General features: G+C 72.4%; 21 protein-coding genes. 4 read left to right on the top strand and 17 right to left on the bottom strand.

What is annotated here, in order from left to right; genetic code table 11:
* Window positions 1-91 precede the first annotated feature (91 nt).
* The 7 genes from ACTMTJ_RS28865 to ACTMTJ_RS28835 all read right to left on the bottom strand — a co-directional run bounded on the left by ACTMTJ_RS28865 (window position 92) and on the right by ACTMTJ_RS28835 (window position 8,513).
* Window positions 92-841, bottom strand: a complete 750-nt coding sequence (locus ACTMTJ_RS28865) for a TIGR03089 family protein (RefSeq protein WP_441221391.1) — start codon at window positions 839-841, stop codon at window positions 92-94.
* 294 nt (window positions 842-1,135) lie between these two features.
* Window positions 1,136-2,605, bottom strand: coding sequence for a YfbK domain-containing protein (locus tag ACTMTJ_RS28860; protein ID WP_441221390.1), 1,470 nt, complete (start codon window positions 2,603-2,605; stop codon window positions 1,136-1,138).
* A 195-nt stretch (window positions 2,606-2,800) separates the two neighbouring features.
* Window positions 2,801-4,051 carry an RNA polymerase sigma factor gene (locus tag ACTMTJ_RS28855; protein ID WP_441221440.1) on the bottom strand — a complete coding sequence of 417 codons (1,251 nt, stop codon included), beginning with the start codon at window positions 4,049-4,051 and terminating at the stop codon, window positions 2,801-2,803.
* Between the two features lie 97 nt (window positions 4,052-4,148).
* A complete protein-coding gene (locus tag ACTMTJ_RS28850; RefSeq protein ID WP_441221388.1) occupies window positions 4,149-4,484 on the bottom strand; it encodes a YciI family protein in 336 nt (111 codons plus the stop codon).
* 85 nt (window positions 4,485-4,569) lie between these two features.
* A complete protein-coding gene (locus ACTMTJ_RS28845; protein ID WP_441221386.1) occupies window positions 4,570-4,911 on the bottom strand; it encodes a YciI family protein in 342 nt (113 codons plus the stop codon).
* 151 nt (window positions 4,912-5,062) lie between these two features.
* Entirely contained in the window at window positions 5,063-7,153 is a 2,091-nt protein-coding gene (locus ACTMTJ_RS28840) for a cellulase family glycosylhydrolase (RefSeq protein ID WP_441221384.1), read from the bottom strand.
* Between the two features lie 100 nt (window positions 7,154-7,253).
* Window positions 7,254-8,513: a pectate lyase gene (locus ACTMTJ_RS28835; protein WP_441221382.1), complete on the bottom strand. Its 1,260-nt coding sequence runs from the start codon at window positions 8,511-8,513 to the stop codon at window positions 7,254-7,256.
* 215 nt (window positions 8,514-8,728) lie between these two features.
* On the opposite strand from ACTMTJ_RS28835, the gene ACTMTJ_RS28830 reads away from it, so the two are divergent.
* Both ACTMTJ_RS28830 and ACTMTJ_RS28825 read left to right on the top strand, forming a co-directional pair.
* Window positions 8,729-10,777 (top strand): sigma-70 family RNA polymerase sigma factor, encoded by a 2,049-nt coding sequence (locus ACTMTJ_RS28830; protein WP_441221380.1) that lies wholly within the window; start codon window positions 8,729-8,731, stop codon window positions 10,775-10,777.
* 24 nt (window positions 10,778-10,801) lie between these two features.
* The gene (locus ACTMTJ_RS28825) at window positions 10,802-12,424 is read left to right on the top strand and encodes a galactose-binding domain-containing protein (RefSeq protein ID WP_441221378.1); all 1,623 of its coding nucleotides are present in this window, start codon (window positions 10,802-10,804) and stop codon (window positions 12,422-12,424) included.
* A 68-nt stretch (window positions 12,425-12,492) separates the two neighbouring features.
* Here the strand turns inward: ACTMTJ_RS28825 and ACTMTJ_RS28820 are convergent, their stop codons facing one another.
* From ACTMTJ_RS28820 to ACTMTJ_RS28805, 4 genes are all read right to left on the bottom strand, one after another.
* A complete protein-coding gene (locus tag ACTMTJ_RS28820) occupies window positions 12,493-12,966 on the bottom strand; it encodes a GNAT family N-acetyltransferase (protein WP_441221376.1) in 474 nt (157 codons plus the stop codon).
* Window positions 12,967-13,088: 122 nt separating this feature from the next.
* Complete coding sequence (locus ACTMTJ_RS28815) at window positions 13,089-13,529, bottom strand: SRPBCC family protein (protein ID WP_441221374.1); 441 nt, start codon at window positions 13,527-13,529, stop codon at window positions 13,089-13,091.
* On the bottom strand, window positions 13,522-13,935 hold the full coding sequence (locus tag ACTMTJ_RS28810) for an ArsR/SmtB family transcription factor (RefSeq protein ID WP_441221372.1): 414 nt from the start codon (window positions 13,933-13,935) through the stop codon (window positions 13,522-13,524). Before ACTMTJ_RS28810 ends, ACTMTJ_RS28815 begins: the two co-directional genes overlap by 8 nt.
* A 12-nt stretch (window positions 13,936-13,947) precedes the next feature.
* Window positions 13,948-14,277: a glyoxalase superfamily protein gene (locus tag ACTMTJ_RS28805; RefSeq protein ID WP_441221371.1), complete on the bottom strand. Its 330-nt coding sequence runs from the start codon at window positions 14,275-14,277 to the stop codon at window positions 13,948-13,950.
* 88 nt (window positions 14,278-14,365) lie between these two features.
* Here ACTMTJ_RS28805 and ACTMTJ_RS28800 point away from each other — a divergent pair, with 88 nt between their 5' ends.
* Both ACTMTJ_RS28800 and ACTMTJ_RS28795 read left to right on the top strand, forming a co-directional pair.
* Window positions 14,366-15,031 (top strand): dienelactone hydrolase family protein, encoded by a 666-nt coding sequence (locus ACTMTJ_RS28800; protein ID WP_441221369.1) that lies wholly within the window; start codon window positions 14,366-14,368, stop codon window positions 15,029-15,031.
* Window positions 15,024-15,680 (top strand): phosphoribosyltransferase family protein, encoded by a 657-nt coding sequence (locus tag ACTMTJ_RS28795; protein ID WP_441221367.1) that lies wholly within the window; start codon window positions 15,024-15,026, stop codon window positions 15,678-15,680. The genes ACTMTJ_RS28800 and ACTMTJ_RS28795 overlap by 8 nt, the downstream gene beginning before the upstream one ends.
* Here the strand turns inward: ACTMTJ_RS28795 and ACTMTJ_RS28790 are convergent.
* From ACTMTJ_RS28790 to ACTMTJ_RS28765, 6 genes are all read right to left on the bottom strand, one after another.
* On the bottom strand, window positions 15,667-16,251 hold the full coding sequence (locus ACTMTJ_RS28790) for a hypothetical protein (RefSeq protein ID WP_441221365.1): 585 nt from the start codon (window positions 16,249-16,251) through the stop codon (window positions 15,667-15,669). The two genes, ACTMTJ_RS28795 and ACTMTJ_RS28790, sit on opposite strands and share 14 nt — an antisense overlap.
* Before the next feature lie 144 nt (window positions 16,252-16,395).
* Window positions 16,396-17,229 carry an alpha/beta fold hydrolase gene (locus ACTMTJ_RS28785; protein WP_441221364.1) on the bottom strand — a complete coding sequence of 278 codons (834 nt, stop codon included), beginning with the start codon at window positions 17,227-17,229 and terminating at the stop codon, window positions 16,396-16,398.
* A gap of 151 nt (window positions 17,230-17,380) precedes the next feature.
* A complete protein-coding gene (locus tag ACTMTJ_RS28780; protein ID WP_441221362.1) occupies window positions 17,381-17,620 on the bottom strand; it encodes a hypothetical protein in 240 nt (79 codons plus the stop codon).
* 136 nt (window positions 17,621-17,756) lie between these two features.
* Window positions 17,757-17,939, bottom strand: coding sequence for a hypothetical protein (locus ACTMTJ_RS28775; protein WP_441221446.1), 183 nt, complete (start codon window positions 17,937-17,939; stop codon window positions 17,757-17,759).
* Window positions 17,940-18,031: 92 nt separating this feature from the next.
* A complete protein-coding gene (locus ACTMTJ_RS28770; protein WP_441221360.1) occupies window positions 18,032-18,217 on the bottom strand; it encodes a hypothetical protein in 186 nt (61 codons plus the stop codon).
* A gap of 372 nt (window positions 18,218-18,589) precedes the next feature.
* Entirely contained in the window at window positions 18,590-19,609 is a 1,020-nt protein-coding gene (locus ACTMTJ_RS28765; RefSeq protein ID WP_441221358.1) for a polysaccharide deacetylase family protein, read from the bottom strand.
* Between the last annotated feature and the right edge of the window lie 25 nt (window positions 19,610-19,634).

The raw sequence follows: 19,634 nt of genomic DNA, 5'->3' as shown, positions 1-19,634 counted from the left end.
CTGACCGCGACCTTCACCTGGTGAGCGGCGGCCTTCGGCCACCGCTCACCCCGGGCCGGCGAAGCCGGCCAACGCTTGTGGCCCACCGCGCTCAGAGCACGTGGGTGGCGCCCTCGGCGGCGACCCGCCGGTCCAGCCCGTCGCGGTCCAGGTTGGCGCAGAGCACGATGGACGCTCCCGCCGCCAGCGGCGCGAGCAGCCAGGTCACCGGCTCGACGTGCGCGCCCGCGTCGACGAGGACGCGGTCGCCGGCGCGCAGCCCGAGCGAGCCGGCGATCTCGGCGGCGATGCCGCCCCACTGCCGGTAGCTGGTGCCGTCCGGGCTGGCCGCGTCGGTGTGACGCACCCGCGGCGCCGGGCCGTCGCCGGGATGGCGGCGCACCTCGGAAACGTAGTCGAGGTATCCCGCCGGCACGTCGTCGAAGGCGAGGGCCGCGCCGCCGGGCGCCAGGCCGTGCACGTAGCGGTGCCGTGCCTCGGGCACCTGCTCCAGCCAGCTCCCCAGGCGCTGTCGGGAGACGAACATGGCGTCGAACGGCCCGTCCTCGCCGGGCCCGACCTGTGGAAGGCCCGCGGTCGCCCACGACCGGTACGACACGGTGACGCCCACCGACCAGGCGCCGAGCAGCACGGCCGCGGTCTCCCAGTGCGGCGGCAGCAGCACGGCCGCCCGGTCGCCGGCGACCAGACCGCACCCGTCGCGCAGCAGCCCGGCCGTGCGGGCGGCCCACTCCCCCAGCTCGACGGCGGTCAGCGTGGTGCGCTCGCCGGTGGCCCCGTCGCAGTAGGTGATCAGGGCCCTGCCGGTGTCCGGCTGTGCGGTCAGGCTGGTCGGCAGCATGCCCGCCAGCCTAGGCCCTGTCTCCCGGGTCGGCGGGACAAGCCCTTGGGCAGTCTTCGCGGACCTCCGCCATCCTGACGCAGCGTCACCAGCCCGGGGCCGGGACTCCTGTTGCTTTCCGGATCGCCGATCCGGGAACAGACATTGTGGACAAACGCTGACCAGCGGCGGACGGGTGAGGCCTGCTCCTCGTCGCCGCCGGCGCGTTCGTGCTGACCCGCGCCGGACGACGCCGAGCGGCGCCGGACGACGCCGAGCCGCGCCGCATCCCGCCGCCCGGCGCTGAGTGACGGCTCAGTCGAGCTCGGCCGCGCGGCCGATCAGCGTCGCCAGTTCGTCCACGGCCCGGTCGCCGGTGTCCTCACCGGCCCGGCGCGCCACCGGGAGGAGCGCGTCGAACGACACCGTGCCGGTGCCGCGCAGCACCTCGGCGAAATACCCGGCGGCGTAACACATCCGCAGCCGCGGACCGGCGGCGTCGAAGCGGGCTCCCAGATCGGCGACGGTCAGCGACTCGTACGCCTCGGACGCCTCCCGCGACCCCGGATCCAACCAGCGCGCCCGCACCTGCGCCACCCGCGCGCCGCCGTCCGCCTCACCGGTGAGCCGCACCTCGTAGAGCGCGGTCACGCTGTGGCCCGGCCCCACCTCGCCGCCGTCGACCGCGTCGTCACGGAAGTCCTCGTCGGCGACCGCGCGGTTCTCGTAGCCGATCAGCCGGTACGACCGCACCGCCTCGGGCTCGAACGTCACCTGCACCTTGGCGTCCAGCGCGCGCACCGCGAGCGTGGCGGGCAACCGGTCGACGAAGACCTGGCGGGCTTGCGCGCGTTCGCTGACGTACACCACGAATCCGTCGCCGCGGTCGGCCAGCCGCTCCATCAGCGCGTCGCCGTACTCGCTGCCCACACCGACGCCGAGCAACGCGATCTGCTTGCCGGCCTCCTCGCTCACCCGCCGCAGGATCGCGTCGGCGTCGGTGTCACCGGTGTTGGCCAGCCCGTCCGACAGCACGATCACCCGGTTGGTACGCCCCGGCCGGAAGCCTTCCCGGGCCACCCGGTATCCGAGCACCAGCCCCGCCTCGAGGTTGGTGCTGCTGCGCGTACGCAGCGCGTCGACCGCCCGGTGCAGGGCACGTGCGTCCGAAGCCGGCGTCATCTCGGTGACCACCTCCGCCTCACCGCTGAACGCCACGACCGCCACCGAGTCGGTCGGCCGCAGCTCGTCGATCAGCGTGTGCAGCGAGTCCTTCACCAGGTCGAGCCGGCCGGGCTCACCCATCGAACCGGAGACGTCGACCACGAACGTCAACGCCGCGTCCTCCCGCGTCTCCGAGTCCTCGCCGCGGGTCCGTAAGCCCACCCGCATCAGCCGCGTGTCCGAGCCCGCCTCGTGGAACTCGGGCATCCGCGCACCGTCCACGTGCACCGCGAAGCCGTCACCGCGCGGCTCCGGATAGTCCTGGTCGAACGCGTTGACGAACTCCTCCGGCCGCACCGCCCCGGCCTCCGGCTTACGCCCGTCGGTGATGAGCCGGCGCGCGTAGCCGTACGACGCGGTGTCCACGTCGATCGCGAACGTCGACTGTGGATCGTCGCCCACGGCCGTCTCACCGTCACCGCACGGCCCCGCGCTGGGGGGCCGCTGCCGCCCCTGCTGCGGCGCCTCGGCGCCACTGCCGCCATCGCCTCCCCCGCACGCCGAAACGCCCAGCACCGCGGCGACCCCCAGGACCATCGTGAACCGTCGAAGCGTGACCATCGTGCCCTCCCCGTACCGGCGACCTGATGGCCATTGGACGGATCAATCGGCGTGTGGGACGCTGCCGTGGCCAAGCCGAGACCCAAGCGTGAGCCTCGTGACCAGCTCGTGCGTAACCCGTGACCCGCATATGGTTGCGATGTACACCAAGCGCCGAAGACCTTTCTCCAAAACGGATCTGCCCCAAATCTCAGACTACGAAGGCGGGGACCCGGGCGGGAGGAGCTCGGCGGCGCGGTCGAGGAGGGCGCGGCGTTCCGGCTCGGCGTGGGTTTCGGCGGCGGCCCGGCGGAAGAGAGCGGCGGCGCGTTCCCGGTCGCCGGCGCGGGCTGTGAGGTCGGCCTCGGCGGCGACGGCGAGCGGGTATCCGTCCAGTGCGCCGCCCGCCCGTGCCTCGGCGAGCAGCGCGAGCCCGGCCGCCGGGCCGTACGCATAGCCGTGCGCCACCGCGCGGTTGAGCGCGACCACCGGCGAGGGTGATTGGCGGGCAAGGGCGTCGTACCAGGTGGCGATCGCGGACCAATCGGTGGCGTCGAACGTCGGGGCGGTGGCGTGGCAGGCGGCGATGCGGGCCTGGAGCGCGTACGGGCCGCCGTCGCCGGCGCGGGACAGCACGCCCAGTGCCTCGGTGATCGCGGCGTGGTCCCAGCGGGTGCGGTCCTGCCGGTCGAGCGGCACGAGGTCGCCGGCGCTGTCGCGGCGGGCGGCGCGGCGCGAGTGCTGGAGGAGGCAGAGGGCCAGCAGGCCGGCGATCTCGGGCTGACCGGGCATCAGGTCGTCGAGCAGGCGGGCCAGCCTGATCGCCTCGTCGGCGAACGCCGGTTCGCCGCCGCCGTCGTACCCGCGGGTGAACAGCAGGTACAGCACGGCCAGCACGCCGGGCAGCCGCTCGGCGAGGGCGGGGCCGGCCGGCACCGCGTACGGGATGCGGGCGTCCGCGATCTTCGTCTTGGCGCGGGTGAGGCGGCGGGTCATGGTCGACTCGGTGACCAGGAACGCGCGCGCGATGTCGGCCGTCGGTATCCCGCAGATGGTGCGCAGGGTGAGCGCCACGCGGGCGTCGAGCGCGAGCGCGGGGTGGCAGCAGGTGAAGATGAGCCGCAGCCGGTCGTCCACGACCTCCTCCTCCCCCGCCGGCGGCGCGGCGTCGGTGGGTGCGAGCGCGGCGAGCTCGCGCAGCTTGCGGCGTTCGACCGTGGCGCGGCGCAGCACGTCGGTGGCCCGGTTGCGGGCCACGGTCATGAGCCAGCCGGCCGGGTTGGCCGGCACGCCGCCGGCCGGCCAGCGCTGGAGCGCCTGCACGAGCGCCTCCTGCGCGCAGTCCTCCGCGAGCGTCCAGTCGCCGGTCACCCGGATCAGCGTCGCGACGATCTGCGCGTGGGACTCCCGGGCGGCGGCCGCGGCGGCCTCGACCACCGCGTCCGCCGCCACGTCCCGATCCCTCACCGCGGCGGCCTCGACCACCGCGTCCGCTTCCCCGTCCCGACCCGCGGCCGGGGCGGCCTCCACCGCCTCGGCCGCCCCCGTCGGGGTGCCGGCCGGGTCAGTCAACGACCGCGTACGGGCGCAGCTCGATCCGGCCGCCCCGCGCCATCGGGTGGGTCCGCGCGACCTCGATCGCCTCGTCCAGGTCGGCGCACTCCAGCAGGTCGTAGCCCACGATCACCTCTTTGGTCTCGGCGAACGGGCCGTCCGAAACCAGCAGCTCGCCGTTGCGCACCCGTACCGTGGTGGCGGAGGTGTCCGGCGCGAGCTGGTGGCCGTCGAGGCGCCGGCCGCTCGCGTCGTTTTCCGCCACCCAGGTGTAGATGTCCGGCTTGTCGGGGCTCTTGTCGGTGTCCGGCTCGGTGTCGGTGCAGACGAACATCATGTACTTCATCTCGGCACTCCCTCTCGTCTGGATCTCACCACCCTGACGAACGGCCGACGCGATACCGGACAGCCCGCGCCGAAAAATCTTGGCGCTACTCGGCCGGCGGCTCGAACAGCGGCCGCACCTCCACGCCGCCGTCGATGGTGGCCGGGTTGAGCTTGGCGATGGCGAGCGCGCTGTCGAGGTCGGGCGCCTCCAGGATGAAGAACCCGGCGACGACCTCCTTCGCCTCGATGAACGGCCCGTCGGTGACCACGTCGCCGCGGATCGAGGTGGCGGTGGTGCTCGCCTGGAGCGCGAAGCCGGTGTCCACGGTGCCGCCGAGCGCGGCGACCTGTGCGCCGTAGCCTTCGAGGCGCTCCATGTACTCGGCGGAGATGCTCATCGGGTCGGCGGGCGCGGGCGAGTAGATGAGGACGGCGTACTGGGGCATTTGTCTGCTCCTAGATCTCGTTCGTGTGTTCCTACGTCTCCCCGACGTGCGACCTCCGCCGGAATCGACAGCCACCCGAAAAAAGATCCTAGGCGCGGACCGGGGCACGGCCGGCGGGGAGGCCGGCCGTGCCCCTGGTGCCCCGAAGAAGCTAGCTGGTGCTGCCGGTGACGTTGCTCCCCGACTTGGTGACGTAGTAGGTGGCCGTCGTGCCGCTCCAGAAGTGGAACGTCAGCGTCACCCGCTGCCCGTCGTTGACCTCGGCGAAGAACTCGGGCTTGAGCGTGATCGTGTTGGCGCTGTAGTTCGGCGCGAACGTCACGTCGTACTCCTTGAACGAGGTCCAGTTGTGCGGGCCGGCGTTGCTGCCGTCCGCGTACTTGGCCTCCATCGTGGCGAGCTGGTCGCCGCGGAACTGCGCCGGCACGTTGAACGACCCGGTCTGCCCGGTGGCGTTGGACAGCACCGGCGGGTCGTACGTGATGACGTTGATCCGCCACGGCACGCCGGCCGAGAAGCGGGCCTGGATGGTCGCGTTCACCCCGTACGCCCGGGAGCCGACCAGCCGGGTGACCGCGGCCGGGGTGAGCGTGAGGGTGCTGCCGGAGACCGTGTAGTCGGTGCCGTTGGCCAGGTCGGTGCTGCCCTGCCGCAGCCCCTGGAACGACAGCCCGTTGAGGTTGAGCGTCAGGCTCTTGGCGGTGATCGCCCCGGTGCGCGGCACGTAGATCTGGTCGCTGGAGGCGGTGCCGGAGCGGGTGGTCCAGCTCGACTTGATCTGGTTGATCAGCTCCGGGTCGCTCCACTGGAACGAGGTGCGGCCGAAGTGCTGGCCGTTGTCCCACAGCTGGGTGGTGATCCGGCGGCTGCGCGCGTAGTGGCCGAAGAACTCGAAGAACTTCAGCTTCTCGCCCTGCTGGATCGTGCCGGTGTGCCGGTCGAAGCCGAGCAGGCCGTACTCGCCGACGATGACCGGGATGTTCCGGTTGACGAACGCGTTGAAGACGCGGTCGAACGCGCCGGTCAGATCGGCCTGCGCGGTGGCGTCGAAGCGGGTGCCGCCGGCCACGTTCACGCTGAACGGCCAGTACCCGTAGTAGTGCACGGTGGCGATCAGGTTGGGGTCGTTCGCGGCCTGGAACCAGGCCAGCGCCGGGTCGACCCGGGCCGCGTCGGCGCTGGTGTGCAGGGTCGGGATGACCAGCAGCCGGGTCGCGTTGCCACCGCCGGAGGCGCGCACGATGTTGCGGAACGAGGTGTTGAGCTCGTTGAGCAGCGAGATGCTCTGCGCCTCGTCGGACGCGCCGGTGAACTGCGGCTCGTTGACGCTCTCCAGCGTGAGCTTCGGCGACGCGTCGCGGAACGCGGCGGCAAGCTGGGTCCACAGCGCGTTGTAACGGGCGAGCACGTTGGTGCGGTCGGTGGGCATCGTGTTGATCCACTGCCACGAGTCGTGGTGCAGGTTGATCATCACGTAGAAGCCGTCGGCGAGGGCCCAGTTGACCACCTCGCGGATCCGGTTGAGCCAGGCCGCGTCGATCGTGTAGTTGGGCGCACCGCCGTGGTGGTTGCTCCACGTGACCGGGATGCGGATGCTGTTGAAGCCCTGCGCCCGGATGTTGTCCAGCAGCGCCTCGGTGACCCGCGGGTTGCCCCACGCGGTCTCGTCGGCGCCGACCGCGTCGAAGGAGTTGCCGAGGTTCCAGCCCGGCTGCATCGCGGCCACGGCGGCCATCGCGTTACCGGCCGGCGGCGGCGTGGTCGGCGAGGTGGTCGGTGGCCGGGTCGTCGGCGTCGAGGAGGTGGGGGGTGGGGTCGTGCCACCCACGCTCCCCGTGCAGGTGACCCCGTTGAGGGCGAACGACGTGGGCGCCGTGTTGGTGCCCGTCCAGGATCCGTTGAACCCGAACGACACGGTCGCGTTGGTGGCGAGCCCGCCGTTGTAGCTGACGTTGGTGGCGGTGACCTGGTCGCCGGAGGAGGTGACGTTGGCGTTCCACGCCTGGGTCACCCGCTGCCCGGCCGGGAAGGTCCAGACCAGGCTCCACGCGCTGATCGGGTCGCCGAGGTTGGTGATGCCCACGTTGGCGGTGAACCCGCCGGGCCACTGGCTGCCGGCCGTGTAGGTCACGCGGCAGCCGACGGCCGCCTGCGCGCTCGTGGCCATGATGATGCCGGTCGCGGCCACGAGTCCGGCGGTGGCCGCCGCGACGACTCCGTGCCGCCAACGTGTTCGCCTCATTGGGGTGCCCTCCTCTGTGTCCAGGCGCACGCGGATGCCGGGCGCCACCCGCGCGCGCCGTGAACACTAAGTTGGACGTCCAAACTTTGTCAATTGGCCGTCACCGATACGTGAGGTCCGAGCTGGAGTAGAAGCAGTTGGTGCTGTCCGCACCGGTGCCCACCTGGCTCGGTTCGTCGCCGCTGTTGTTGCCCTGGTACTTGCGGCAGATGACCATCGCGCGCGACGAGTCGTTGACGATGGTGATCCCGCTGAAGCGCGCGGTGTCGCCGTAGTTGACGTTGATGCCGGCGACGGTGTTTCCGGGCCGGGTCAGCGTCACGTTCCGGATGACCACGTGGCGCCCGTGCTGCGTGGAGCAGTTGCCGCAGGACCGGTAGAACGTGCCGAAGTTGGTGGCCTGGAAGTTCTGGATCGTCAGCGTGCCCGGTCCGTTGTGCTGGAAGACCTTGTCGCCGGCGCTCCGCGCGCCGCCGCCGTCGACGAGGAACTGCGGCGAGCCGCTGCCCCGGAACGTGGCCGCGTCCTCGCCCACGTCCTCCCACCACACGTTGCGCAGGGTGCACGCGCCGGCGCAGTGCACGCCGTCACCGGCCGGACCGCCGATGATCACGTTGGACAGGGTGGCACCGGCGGCGAGGCTGAACATCGGGTCCTGGCTCTCCTCCTGCCCGCCGTCACCGATGCAGCAGTAGCGGCGCATCCCGCCGTCCAGGCCGCTGGCCGGCACGTTGATGGTGCCGTTGACCGCGACCTGCCCGGTCGGCGTCGGCCAGCTGCCCGACGGCGGTGGCCCGGTCGTCGGCGTCCCGCCGCCCACGTTGATCAGCTGCCATTGCTGGTTCCACCCGTTGAGATCGGTGAACTGGGCGATCGGCGCCCCGTCGGCGGTGGACCACTCCCACAGGTCCAGGGCCTTGTTGCTGTGCCGGCTGATGAACCGCACGTACCCGCTGTCGGAGTCGACGAGCCGGAAGTGCTGGCGGGTGTTGTTGTTGTCGGTCATCTGCACCAGGCGGGCACCGTCGGTGGCGTTGGGGACCTCCAGCACCTTGCCGCTGTGCGCGGACCTGACCTTGTAGTAGCCGCTGCCCGCGTCGACGAAGCGCCACTGCTGGACGGCGAGGTTGTTGCGGGTGAACTGGGTGATCGGCGCGCCGTCGTTCGTGGCCCAGTTGTACAGGTCCATCGCCTTGCCGCTGTGCCGGTTGACGAACACGTAGTTGACGCTGGTGCTGACGGTCGCCGCCGACGCCGTGGTGACGCTGACGGTGGTGATCGCGCCGGCGGCGACGAGGGCGGTCGCGCCGGCGACGAGCGCGAGGCGACGCCCGCTGCCGGTGCGTCTCAGTTGGATCATCGCGTGGGCTCCTCTGTGGTAACGGTGAGCGAGATGGTGGACCAGTACTCCGGTAGACGCCCAAGGGCAAGAACAAACAACGAAAATCCTCGATCTGGGTACAGGAATACGCTTACCTAAGGAGTTATGCAAGAGATAGTTGAGCGTCTTTACTTACTAACCTCGTTGTGTCACCATCGTGCCGGCCGGATCGATCGGTAGTGAGCGGTGCAGCCATGACGCAGAGTGAGATCCAGGCCGCCCCCGACGTCACCGCGCTCGTGATCGGCGCGCAGGCCGGCGACCGCGACGCGCTCGACACGCTCATCGCGACCCATCTGCCGGTGATCTACAACGTCGTCGGCCGCGCGCTCGGCGGCCACGCGGACGTGGACGACCTCGTCCAGGACACCATGATCAAGGTGATCCGCGGCCTGCCCGGACTGCGCGAGCCGGACCGGTTCCGGGCCTGGGCGGTGACCATCGCGTACCGGCAGGTGCAGCGCCACCTGCGGGACCGCCGGCGCAGCCTGCTGCGGGTCCGGGACGTGCCCGGCGAGCTGCCCGACCCGCGCGCCGACCTCGCCGACGAGGCGGTCAGCGCGGTCACGCTCACCGGGCAGCGGCGGGAGCTGGCCCAGGCCGCCCGCTGGCTCGACGACGGCGACCGCCAGCTGCTCGCCCTCTGGTGGCAGGAGGCGGCCGGCGAGCTGACCCGCGCGGAGGTGGCGACCGCTCTGGCCGTCGACGCCAAGCATGCCGCGGTACGCCTCCAGCGCCTGCGCGAGCGGCTCGACGCGGCCCGGGGCGTGGTCCGGGCGCTCGGCGCCCGCCCGCGCTGCCCCGAGCTCGCCGGCCAGCTGCGCGGCTGGAACGGCGCCACCGCTCCGCTGTGGCGCAAGCGCCTGGTCCGGCACACCCGCGACTGCGCCCGCTGCGCCGGCCACCGCCACGGGCTGGTGCCGGTGGAGCGGCTGCTGCTCGGCGCCGCCCTCCCGGTGCCGGCGGCACTCGCCGCGGGTGTGCAGGCGGCGGCCGGCACGTCGTTTTCGGCCGGCCCGGGACTGCTCGGCTACCTCCAGAACAAGCTGCTGGTCGCCGCGACGGTGACGGCGGTGGCGGGCGGCGGCTTCACGTACGCGGTGCTGGAGACACCGCTGCCGGCCGTCGAAGAGCCGGCAACCGTCGCGACACGGGCCGCGCCGCCGCCGCCGGGCGAGGGACCGATCGTGGTGGCGCCCGACGGATCGGACCGTGGTGACGGGAGCCTGGCCCGGCCGTACGCCACGCTCGCCAAGGCGGTCGCCACCGTCCGACCCGGACAGACGATCGCGCTGCGCGGCGGCACGTACCGGCCGGCGCGGGGCACCGTCATCGAGACCGACGGCGAGCCGGGGCGCCGCATCACGCTGACCAACTACCGCGGCGAGCGCCCGGTCATCGACGCGAGCGCGATCCCGGCCGGCCAGTGGGCGGTCACCCACCACGGCGACTACTGGACCGTGCGCGGGCTGGAGATCAAAGGCTCGTCGAGCCACGCGTACGTCTGCCGCTCGTGCCGCGGCAACGTCTTCACCGGACTGTCCATCCACGACAACGTGCGCTCCGGGCTCACGCTGCGCGACGAGGGCACAGTGGACAACCAGGTGCTGGACAGCGACTTCTACCGCAACTACGACCCGAAGGACAAGGGCCGCTCGGGCGTGGGCCTGGCCGTCAAGTTCGGCGGCGGCACCGGCAACCTGGTCCGTGGCTGCCGCGCCTTCGACAACGCCGACAGCGGCTTCGACGTCGGGCACTTCGCCGACCCGGTGCGGCTGGAGCGCAACTGGGCGTACGGCAACGGCGTCAACCGGTGGAACGCGGCCGAGTGGCAGGCCAACGCCGACGGATTCCACCTCGGCGGCGGCAGCCCCGCCCCGCCCGCCGCGCACGAGCTGCGCGACAACGCCGCGTGGGACAACGTGGGGCACGGGTTCAGCGACGGCGGCAACCCGGGCGCGCTCCGGCTGGCGCACAACACCGCGTTCCGCAACGGCGACATCGGCTTCCACCTGCCCACCGCGGCGGCCGTGCTGACCGGCAACGCCGCCGCCGGCAACGGCACACCCACCGAGATCGGCGACGACGAGGCCCGGTCGGAGGGCAACACCTGGGACGGCGCGGCGGTCCGGTTCCGCTCCACCGACCCGGCCACGGCACAGGGAGGCCGGCGCCCGGACGGCTCCCTGCCGGCCACCCGCTTCCTGACCACCGACTCAGGCATTGGCGCGAAGACGGGCTAGTCCACAATGGAAGGAGCTTCGGCGATGAAAATCCTCATGACCGTCGCCCTGGTGGTCACAGGTGCGACCGCTACGGCAGAACCACCCTCCCTCGAACCGCGCCTCGTCGCGAGCGTCGACACCAGCGCGGGCGGCACCGGGGCGCGGCTGCTGATGGGCGACGTGAGCGGCGACGGGCGCCTCGACATCGTCACGATGCAGCCCACCTACTCGGCCGACGACCGGTTCATCGGCCGCCAGGTGCAGGCGCTGGCCGCGTTCGACGTCGAGGGCGGCCTGCTGTGGCAGGTCGGCACGCCGGACCCGCGGGTGACCAACAACGGCACCGACATCCCGGCCGAGATCTACGACCTCGACGGCGACGGCGACAACGAGGTGCTCGCCGTGATGGAGGGCGAGTTCCGGGTCTTCGACGGGCGGACCGGCGAGCTCACCCGCGCCTTCCCGGTGCCCGGCCCGAACGCGTGGGACACCATCGTCATCGCCAATACGCGCGGGCTGGACCGGCCGCGGGACATCGTGTTCAAGGACCGGTACGAGCAGGTGTGGGTCACCGACAGCGAGGGCGACCTGCTCTGGACGCACCGCGGCACGGTCGGCCACCGGCCGTACCCGCACGACTTCGACGACGACGGCCGGCAGGAGCTGCTGGCCGGGTACGACTTCGTGACACCCGACGGGGAGCTGGTCTGGACCGCGGACATGGCGGACCACCCCGACTCGATCGCGGTCGGCGACATCGACGGCGACGGGAGCGAGGACATCGTCTTCGGCGGCGCCGGGCTGGGCGGCGACAGCACCAACGCGTACCGGTCGGACGGCACCGTGCTGTGGAAGAACGTCGACGCGGTCGAGGCACAGCAGATCGGCCTCGGCGACTTCCGGCCCGACCTGCCCGGACTCGAGGTGGCCGGCCTCGACCGGGTCGACCGCACCGCGACCACCGGCAAGGACTCGCTCTACCTCGTCTCCGCCACCGGCGAGACGCTCTGGAAGGAGACGCGGAGCACGCTCGGCTGCTGGGGCACCGTGCTGGAGCCGCTGCACAACTGGGACGGCACCTACCGCGACCTGCTGCTCGCCTGGAACCGCGGCTGCGGCGAGGTGGCCGGCATCTGGGACGGCGCCGGCCAGCGGGTCGCGACGTTCGGAGTCGACGGCCGCATGGTGCGCGCGGACGTCTGCGGCGACGACCGCACCGAGGTGGTCGACTACGTGATGGGCGACCGCGCGTACCTGTACGCGAGCGACGTCTGCGACCTCGCCGCGAAGGTGACCGGCCGCCCGCTGCCGCAGGCGAAGAAGCACTACAACTACAGCCGGTACACCGCCGAGGAGATCCCCACCGACCACGCCAAGGGGCGGCGCTGGACGGCGGCGCCGGCCGGCTGGCGGGTGGACCTCGGCCGGCTGCGCGAGCTGACCGGCGTGCGGGTCGCGTTCGCCACCCGCCGGCACGCGGCCGAGTACCGCGTGGAGACCTCTGTGGACGGTCGCAGGTGGACGGTGGCGGCCCGGGACACGACCGACACGGCGGGCCTCGGCCGGGTGGAGTTCACCGGGCTCGGCCGGCACGTGCGGGTGGCCGTGGACCGGTGCGCCGGCCCGGCCCGCCTGACCGCCGCGTCCGTCCTGGGCACCCGCTAGAGCGGCCACGGCGGACATTGCGGTAGCTCGCATCCGGTTCGAACAAGGGCCGGCGGCCGAGGCACCCGCTAGACGAGGTCCTTGCCGAAGGAGCGGACGTCCGGCTCGTCCTTGTAGAAGCCGAAGTCGGCGATCCGGCTGTACCCCGCGGTGAGGTACAGCTGGATCGCCTCGGGCTGGCGGCCGCCGGTCTCCAGCACGATCCGGCTCCGTCCGGACGCGCGGGCGGACCGCTCGACCTCGGCGAGCACCGCCCGCGCGATCCCCCGCCCACGGGCCGCCGGCGCGGTGTACATCCGCTTGACCTCGGCGGTCGTGCCGTCCGTGCCGTGGCCGCGCCACGCGCCGGACGCCACCGGCTCGCCGTCGAGGTAGGCGACGAGGAACGCGCCGTGTGGCGGGTCGAAGTCGGTCGGGTCGATCGGGGTCGCGTCGCCGTCGCCGTCGTCGTACCGTTCGCGCAGGTCGGCCAGCGCCGCCGCGACCAACGCCTGGGCGTCCGGGTCGAGGTAGCCGACGGGCCTGATGTCGATCTTCTCCACCGGCCCATCCTGCCTGGTCGCATGCTCGGTTCCGGTACCGGGAATGGTGTCGGGTACGTCATACACCGGCCCGCCGTCGCTCCCCGCGCGGACGGTGGGTGCGGCCGTGCACCCGCGGCCGGTCAGGCGTCGAGCACCGCCGCGAGCGCGCGCCGCAGGCGGCCGCGCCAGCCGCCGCCCATGAGGCGGCGGGCGAGCTGCTGGGTCGGGTCGTCCGGGTCGAAGCCGCTGTGCTCCAGCAGCACCCGGGTGCCGCTGCCCTCGGCGGCCAGCGTCCACGACACCTCGGTACGCGCCGCGTCCGCGTGGGCGGCGTCGGCCCAGCTGATCCGCAGCCGGCGCGGCGGGGTCACCTCCAGCACCTCGCAGGCGATCACGCCGGAGAACCCGGTCGCGCCGACCGGCCGGGCCCGGAACGTGAACCGGTGCCCCGGCTCGGGCCGGAAGTCGTTGGGCATCAGCCACTGCGCCATCAGCTCGGGCGTGGTCAGCGCCCGCCACACCTTGGCCGGCGGATGCGGAAGGAACTGGTCGACCCGGATCGCCTTCAGGTCCTCAGTCATCGCGCCTTGCCCACCCCGCTCCGTCGCTCGGCGCTCGTCCGCCGTCGTGCTCGAGGTCCGTAGCCTCGCGACTCTCGCTCATCCGGTCGACGACGTCGCCGAGTGCGGCCAGCCGGTCGCGCCAGAAGCGCTCGTACGGGCTCAGCCAGTCGACCAGGCCGGCGAGGGGCGTGGCGGTGACCCGGTAGATCCGCCGCCGGCCCACCGCCCGCTCCTCCACCAGCCCGGCCTCGCGCAGCGCCCGCAGGTGCTCCGACACGCTCGGCCGGCTCATCTCGAACAGGCGGGCCAGGTCGCCCGCGCTCCGGTCGCCGTCGAGCAGCGCGTCGAGGATGTCCCGGCGCGTCGGGTTGGCCAGCGCACCGAAGAGCTGGTCGAGCGGGCTTTCCTTGACGCGTCGCGGCACCGGGCCAGCATCTCACCCGTGGAGGACGTACCCGTTGCCGTCCGGGTCCGCGAACGTCGCCTGGCGCCCCCACGGCGTGTCGCTCGGGCCGTCGACGTCGACCCCGGCCGCCCGCAGCCGGGCCACGTCGGCGTCCACGTCCGAGCTGGCCAGCATGGTCCCCTGGCCGGTGCCGGCGGTCGCCCCCGGGAAGGGTTTGTGGAGCACCAGCGCCGTGCCGGTCGCCGGGCCGACCTCGAGCCACCGGTTGGGGCCGAAGCTCTGGTCGGTCTTCACCTCGAAGCCGAGCACGTCGACGTAGAAGTCGCGGGCCTTGTCCTGGTCGGAAACGAAAACGGTCATCGTTCGCACGCTGTCGATCATCATGCCGGAGACGATACGTAGGAGATTTCCTACGCGTCAACCCCGTCGCGCGGGGTACACGTTCCCTATGAAGCTGGATGCCGCGGGTGCCCTCCTCGAGGCCGACGTGGCCGTGCCCCCGGAGCCCCGGGGTTTGGTGCTCTTCGCACATGGCACCGGCAGCTCGCGGCTAAGCCCGCGCAACCGCCTGGTCGCCACCCAGCTCGGCGCCGCGAGCTTCGCGACGGTGCTGACCGACCTGCTCACGCCCGAGGAGGAAGACAGGCGGTTCGACGTCGACCTCCTCGCCGGCCGGCTGACCGGCATCCTGGACCGGCTCGCCGAGCTGCCCGAGGTACGCGCGCTGCCGGTCGGCCTCTTCGGCGCCAGCACCGGCGCCGCCGCCGCGCTGCTGGCCGCCGCCGCCCGGCCGCAACGGGTACGCGCCGTGGTCTCCCGGGGTGGCCGCCCCGACCTGGCCGGCGCGCACCTGGCCGGGGTGACCGCGCCGACGCTGCTGGTCGTCGGCGAGCGGGACGCCGAGGTGATCGCGCTCAACCGCGCGGCGGCCGCCCAGCTCACCGGCGAGTGGGCGCTGCGGATCGTGGCCGGCGCGGGCCACCTCTTCGAGGAGCCCGGCGCGCTGGAAGAGGTGGCGAACGCCGCACGCGCGTGGTTCGGCGTCCACCTCGGCCGCGGCCGGGACGACGCGGGACCGGAAGGCGTCGTCATGGAGGGCGGCGGCCATGCGTGAGGCGAGGTTCGCCGATCGCGACCAGGCCGGCCGGGCGCTGGCCGAGGCGGTCGCCGCCGAGGCACCCGAGCTGGTCGGGCGGGACACGCTGGTGCTGGGCCTGCCCCGCGGCGGCGTACCCGTGGCCCGGCATATCGCGGAGGTGCTCGGCGGCGAGCTCGACGTGCTCGTCGCGCGCAAGATCGGCCTGCCCGGACAGCCCGAGCTCGGCATCGGCGCGGTCACCGCCGGCGGCCCGCCGGTCTTCGACCACGACGCGCTGCACCATTTCGGCCTCGACCCGGAACGCCTCGCGCCGGCGGTCGAGCGGGAGCGGGCCGAAGCCGAGCGGCGGCTGCGCCGGTACCGCGGCGACCGCCCGCCGCCCCGGGTACGCGACCGCGTGGTCTTGGTCGTCGACGACGGCCTCGCCACCGGCGTCACCGCGCGGGCCGCGCTGCGGGCGGTGCGGGCCGGCGGGCCGGCGCGGCTCGACTTCGCCGCACCGGTCTGCGCCGCCGACGCCGCGTCGGTGGTGGCCGGGGAGGAGGCGGACGGCGTCTTCTGCCTGCTGCGGCCGGTGGACCTCACCGCGGTCGGCGCCTGGTACCTGGACTTCGCCCAGCTGACTGACGCCGACGTGGAGAAGGCCCTGGTCAGCCCTGCGTAGACAGGAACCCGACGGCCGTCGCGGTCCACCAGCCGGCCTGCGACAGAAGCGCGGCCAGCCCGCCGGCGGCCAGCACCGTCCACGGTGGACGCGACTCGGTGTACGCGGCGAGCCGGTGCTGGAGCCGCCCGACGCAGAGCCCGTTGAGCGCGACGGCCAGGACGGCGGCGAGCTTCACCCGGGTCAGCGTGGCGTCGGTGTCGGGGCCGAGCAGCGCACCGCTCGCGACGAGGCCGGCGAGCCCGAGCCAGACCAGAAGGTGGGCGTTGTGGGTGGTGCGCAGCAACGTCGGCAGGTCCAGCCGGCGCAGCATCCACTGTAGACCGAGCCAGTCCATGGCGAGCACCGCGCCGAAGCCCACGACGAGCGCGGCGAGGTGGCAGAAGAGGGCGAGGCGGTGCACTTCGGCGCTCACCTCGATGTGCGGGGCGGTCCAGACGACCGCCACCCAGACGACCGTGATGGCGGCGGCCGCGCGCAGGAAGATCGGCCGCGCCCGGCCGAGCGTCACTCCGGCGTGCCGGGGTGTGTAGGGCTGGTCCTCGGGCGGAGCGGGGGTGGCTGTGGACATGCGCGCCTCCGGCGGCGACCGCGCCACTCCACGAGGCGGAGCGGCAACCTGGATTTGTGGGTGCCCAGATGTCGCCCGTTCCCGCCCCGCCAGCCTAGACATATAGATGACGGTAAATCAAGGTTGTTGAGCGGTTGACTAGCTCTACTCGCGCAGGAAGCCCAGCAGGGCCGGGTTCACCTCCTCCGGGTGGGTCCAGCCGATGTTGTGCGGGCCGCCCTCGACCGGCACCAGGCGGAGGTCTTTGACCAGACCGGGCAGTCGCCGCGCGGTGTTCGGGTACGGCAGGATCCGGTCCTCGGTGCCGTGCACGACGAGCACCGGCACGTCGATCTTCGGCAGGTCGTCCCGGAAGTCGGTCAGCCAGGTGTCGACGCACGCGTACGACGCGTACGGCGAGCCGTCGGCGGCCACGTTGAAGCTGGCCTGCCACGCCTGCGGGCTGATCCGTTTCGCGTCCAGCTTGTCGGTGTTGTAGAAGTCGTCGAGGAATGCCTTGAAGTAGGCGTACCGGTCGGCGAGGACCGCCTTCTTGATGCCGTCGAAGACCTTCCCGTCGACACCGTCCGGGTTGTCGCCGGTCTTGAGCAGAAACGGTGGGATCGCGCCCAGCAGCGCCGCCTTGCGCACCCGCGCCGAGCCGTACGTGCCCAGGTAGCGGGTCACCTCGCCGGTGCCCATCGAGAAGCCGACCAGCACGGTGTCGGTGAGGTCGAGGTGCTCCATCAGCGCATGGAGGTCGCCGGCGAACGTGTCGTAGTCGTGGCCGAGCGTGGGTCGGCTCGACTCGCCCCAGCCCCGCCGGTCGTAGGCGATGACCCGGTAGCCGGCCCCCAGCAGCTCGCGGTGCTGCCGCTCCCACGAGCGCCCGTTCAACGGGTACCCGTGGATCAGCACCACCGGCTGCCCCTGACCGTGGTCCTCGTAGTAGATCTCGATGTCGGCGCCGTTCTCGGTGCCGACCTTCAGTCGTGACATGACGGTCCTGCCCTTTCCTCGTAACGGCCTCCGCCCATCGTGCGTGCGGGCCCGTCCCGATTTCCGGCGTTCGACCGCCTTTCGGATTCTCCTGCGCGCCTTGCCGGCGGGACGCGATACTGCGCGCGGCGTCGCGTCCCGCCCGCGGGCCTCAGAGCCGCGCGTCGAGGGTGGCCAGGCGGCCGGTGGTGACCCGCACGTTCGGGTACACCGCGTCGGGACGCACGTCGTCGGCGAGCGTGCCGGTCGGGAGCAGCACCTCGTCGAGCAGGGTGGTGCCTCCGGCGGTGACCCCCACCGGGTCGGCGGTCCGTTCGGTGCGCTCGCCGGTCGCCCACTGCACCTGGCCACCGGACTGGTACATCACCTTGTACGTGCCGGGCCACACCATCCTGAACCACGTGCCGTCCGCGGCGGTGGCCTCCAGCGGCCACGTCCATGTAGTGCGCCGTCGCTCGATCGGCTATGCGTTGGCGTTACGGCCCCGTCTTCTCGATCGCGTTTACGGCACCGTCATCTCGATCGCGTTACGGCACCGTCTTCTCGATCGCCGCGGGCCCCTCCTCGGCCAGCCGCCGCCGCGCGTCCTCGACGTTCTCCGGCGTGGGATCCTTCCCCTCCGCGACCACCAGATCCTCCGGCTCCCACGGCTGCTCAGCCCCGGTCCGCACCCGCTCCTCCGGCGCCCGCCCATCCCTACTCTCGGTCATACGTTGCCCCTTACCCCCGCGCGCCCGCTCCACTCCCGCACGGACAGATCGTGGTACATCACCGCGGTGATGGCGACAGTCGAGTACCACGATCAGGGGCGCCAGCCGGCCGCAAACAGCGCGGCCTTTACCTGGTCGACCACCTCGTCCGGCCTGTGCCGGATCATCCACGCGGGAAAGCGGAGCAGCCGCTCACCGGCGATCGCGATCTCGTTGTGCTGGCGCATGTCGGCGTACCACGACCGGACGTCCATGTGCTGGGCGCCGTCGATCTCCACGTGCCCAGGACGGCCAACGCAGATGACCCACCCAGCAACGCGGGCGGGCCGAGCCCGATGGCGAGCGCGGCGACCCAGAGGCGCTGCCGCACCGCCATCGGCCCACTGTGGGTGAGGTAGACCCCGGGATGGGCGACCTGCCACCGCCCCGTCGCCAGACGGTGCCGGACCGCCCCTTCGGACAGACGAAGCAACGCCTGACGGCGGCTAATCACCCGTCCTGCACGAACAACAGAAAGTCCAGATCCGCCACACCAGAAGCCTGTCGAAGGTGGACGGTAGGCGCGAGGGCTGTGGACAACGGCAGATCGTGGTACCTGACCGCAGTGATAGCGACAGTCATGTACCACGATCTGGGTTGGGTTTGGGCCCTTAGCCCGCTGCGCAGGAGCGGATTTGGGGGCGGGCGGCGCTGTTGCCGTTCATCATCGTGGTGAAGCCGAACGTGTTGCCGCTGCCGTTGGAGCGCACCGTCATCACGGTGCCGCCGCCGTCCCAGCTGAACGTGCCGTTCCAGGTCGTGGTGACGCGCTGCGGCGAGGTCAGGCCGACCACCACGGTCCAGTTGCTGGCGCCGCTGACCGTCACCGACGTGTTGTAGCGGTCGCCCCAGACGTTGGGGTAGGACGCCGTCGCGGTGCAGGTGCCGCCACCCGGCGGCGGGGTGGTCGGGTTGCCCGGGTTGCCGCCGCCGTCGGGAGCGACCGCGCGGCCCGTCGACGGCGAGATCATGCCGGGGCACAGGTTGCGGCTGGAGAGGTTCGCCATGATCTGCGGGATGGCGTCGCGGGTGTTCTGGATGCCGTCGTGCATGAGGATGACCTGGCCGTTCTGGAGGCGGCCGGCCGCGGACACGATCGCGCTGACGCTCGCGCCGTTCCAGTCCTGCGAGTCGACGTCCCAGATCACCTGGCGCAGGCCCAGCGACGAGGCGACCGACTGGAGGGTGGAGTTGGTCTCGCCGTACGGCGGCCGGAACAGCTGCGGCCGCACGCCGGTGGCCGACTGGATCGCCGAGTTCGTCTGGGACAGGTCGGACTGCATCTGCGCCTGGCTCATCGAGGTCATGTGTGCGTGGTTCCAGCTGTGGTTGGCGACCCACATGCCGGCGGCGACCTGGGCCTGCGCGACCGACCGGTTGTTCTGGACGTTCTGCCCGACGTTGAACATCGTGGCCCGCGCGCCGTTGTCGCGCAGCACGTTGAGCAGCGCGGTGGTGCTGCCGGTGGGCCCGTCGTCGAAGGTGAGCCCGACGTAGCCGTTGCAGGCGGCGGCGCTGGACGGGACCGCGGCGGTCGCGATGGCGACGCCACCCATCGCGATGGCGGTGGCGAGGACGGCCAGCCGGGCGGTGTGGCCCAGCCGGCGGGGACTGCCGGACTTACCGAACATCTCGATGCCCTTCTTCGGTGGGTGA

It is taken from the genome of Phytohabitans sp. LJ34, from assembly GCF_052068095.1.
In the GTDB taxonomy this organism is placed as follows: domain Bacteria; phylum Actinomycetota; class Actinomycetes; order Mycobacteriales; family Micromonosporaceae; genus Phytohabitans.
Note: the sequence above shows the minus strand (reverse complement) of the source record. Positions and strands in the feature narration are given on the sequence as shown.

What these genes read in the sequence shown, in the direction of transcription:
- ACTMTJ_RS28785 (WP_441221364.1), bottom strand. Translation starts at nt 17,229, where the DNA reads ATGTCACGACTGAAGGTCGGCACCGAGAACGGCGCCGACATCGAGATC.
- ACTMTJ_RS28825 (WP_441221378.1), top strand. Translation starts at nt 10,802, where the DNA reads ATGAAAATCCTCATGACCGTCGCCCTGGTGGTCACAGGTGCGACCGCT.
- ACTMTJ_RS28850 (WP_441221388.1), bottom strand. Translation starts at nt 4,484, where the DNA reads ATGAAGTACATGATGTTCGTCTGCACCGACACCGAGCCGGACACCGAC.
- ACTMTJ_RS28795 (WP_441221367.1), top strand. Translation starts at nt 15,024, where the DNA reads ATGCGTGAGGCGAGGTTCGCCGATCGCGACCAGGCCGGCCGGGCGCTG.
- ACTMTJ_RS28805 (WP_441221371.1), bottom strand. Translation starts at nt 14,277, where the DNA reads ATGACCGTTTTCGTTTCCGACCAGGACAAGGCCCGCGACTTCTACGTC.
- ACTMTJ_RS28775 (WP_441221446.1), bottom strand. Translation starts at nt 17,939, where the DNA reads ATGACCGAGAGTAGGGATGGGCGGGCGCCGGAGGAGCGGGTGCGGACC.
- ACTMTJ_RS28815 (WP_441221374.1), bottom strand. Translation starts at nt 13,529, where the DNA reads ATGACTGAGGACCTGAAGGCGATCCGGGTCGACCAGTTCCTTCCGCAT.
- ACTMTJ_RS28765 (WP_441221358.1), bottom strand. Translation starts at nt 19,609, where the DNA reads ATGTTCGGTAAGTCCGGCAGTCCCCGCCGGCTGGGCCACACCGCCCGG.
- ACTMTJ_RS28840 (WP_441221384.1), bottom strand. Translation starts at nt 7,153, where the DNA reads ATGAGGCGAACACGTTGGCGGCACGGAGTCGTCGCGGCGGCCACCGCC.
- ACTMTJ_RS28800 (WP_441221369.1), top strand. Translation starts at nt 14,366, where the DNA reads ATGAAGCTGGATGCCGCGGGTGCCCTCCTCGAGGCCGACGTGGCCGTG.
- ACTMTJ_RS28790 (WP_441221365.1), bottom strand. Translation starts at nt 16,251, where the DNA reads ATGTCCACAGCCACCCCCGCTCCGCCCGAGGACCAGCCCTACACACCC.
- ACTMTJ_RS28860 (WP_441221390.1), bottom strand. Translation starts at nt 2,605, where the DNA reads ATGGTCACGCTTCGACGGTTCACGATGGTCCTGGGGGTCGCCGCGGTG.
- ACTMTJ_RS28865 (WP_441221391.1), bottom strand. Translation starts at nt 841, where the DNA reads ATGCTGCCGACCAGCCTGACCGCACAGCCGGACACCGGCAGGGCCCTG.
- ACTMTJ_RS28780 (WP_441221362.1), bottom strand. Translation starts at nt 17,620, where the DNA reads ATGGTGTGGCCCGGCACGTACAAGGTGATGTACCAGTCCGGTGGCCAG.
- ACTMTJ_RS28845 (WP_441221386.1), bottom strand. Translation starts at nt 4,911, where the DNA reads ATGCCCCAGTACGCCGTCCTCATCTACTCGCCCGCGCCCGCCGACCCG.
- ACTMTJ_RS28830 (WP_441221380.1), top strand. Translation starts at nt 8,729, where the DNA reads ATGACGCAGAGTGAGATCCAGGCCGCCCCCGACGTCACCGCGCTCGTG.
- ACTMTJ_RS28835 (WP_441221382.1), bottom strand. Translation starts at nt 8,513, where the DNA reads ATGATCCAACTGAGACGCACCGGCAGCGGGCGTCGCCTCGCGCTCGTC.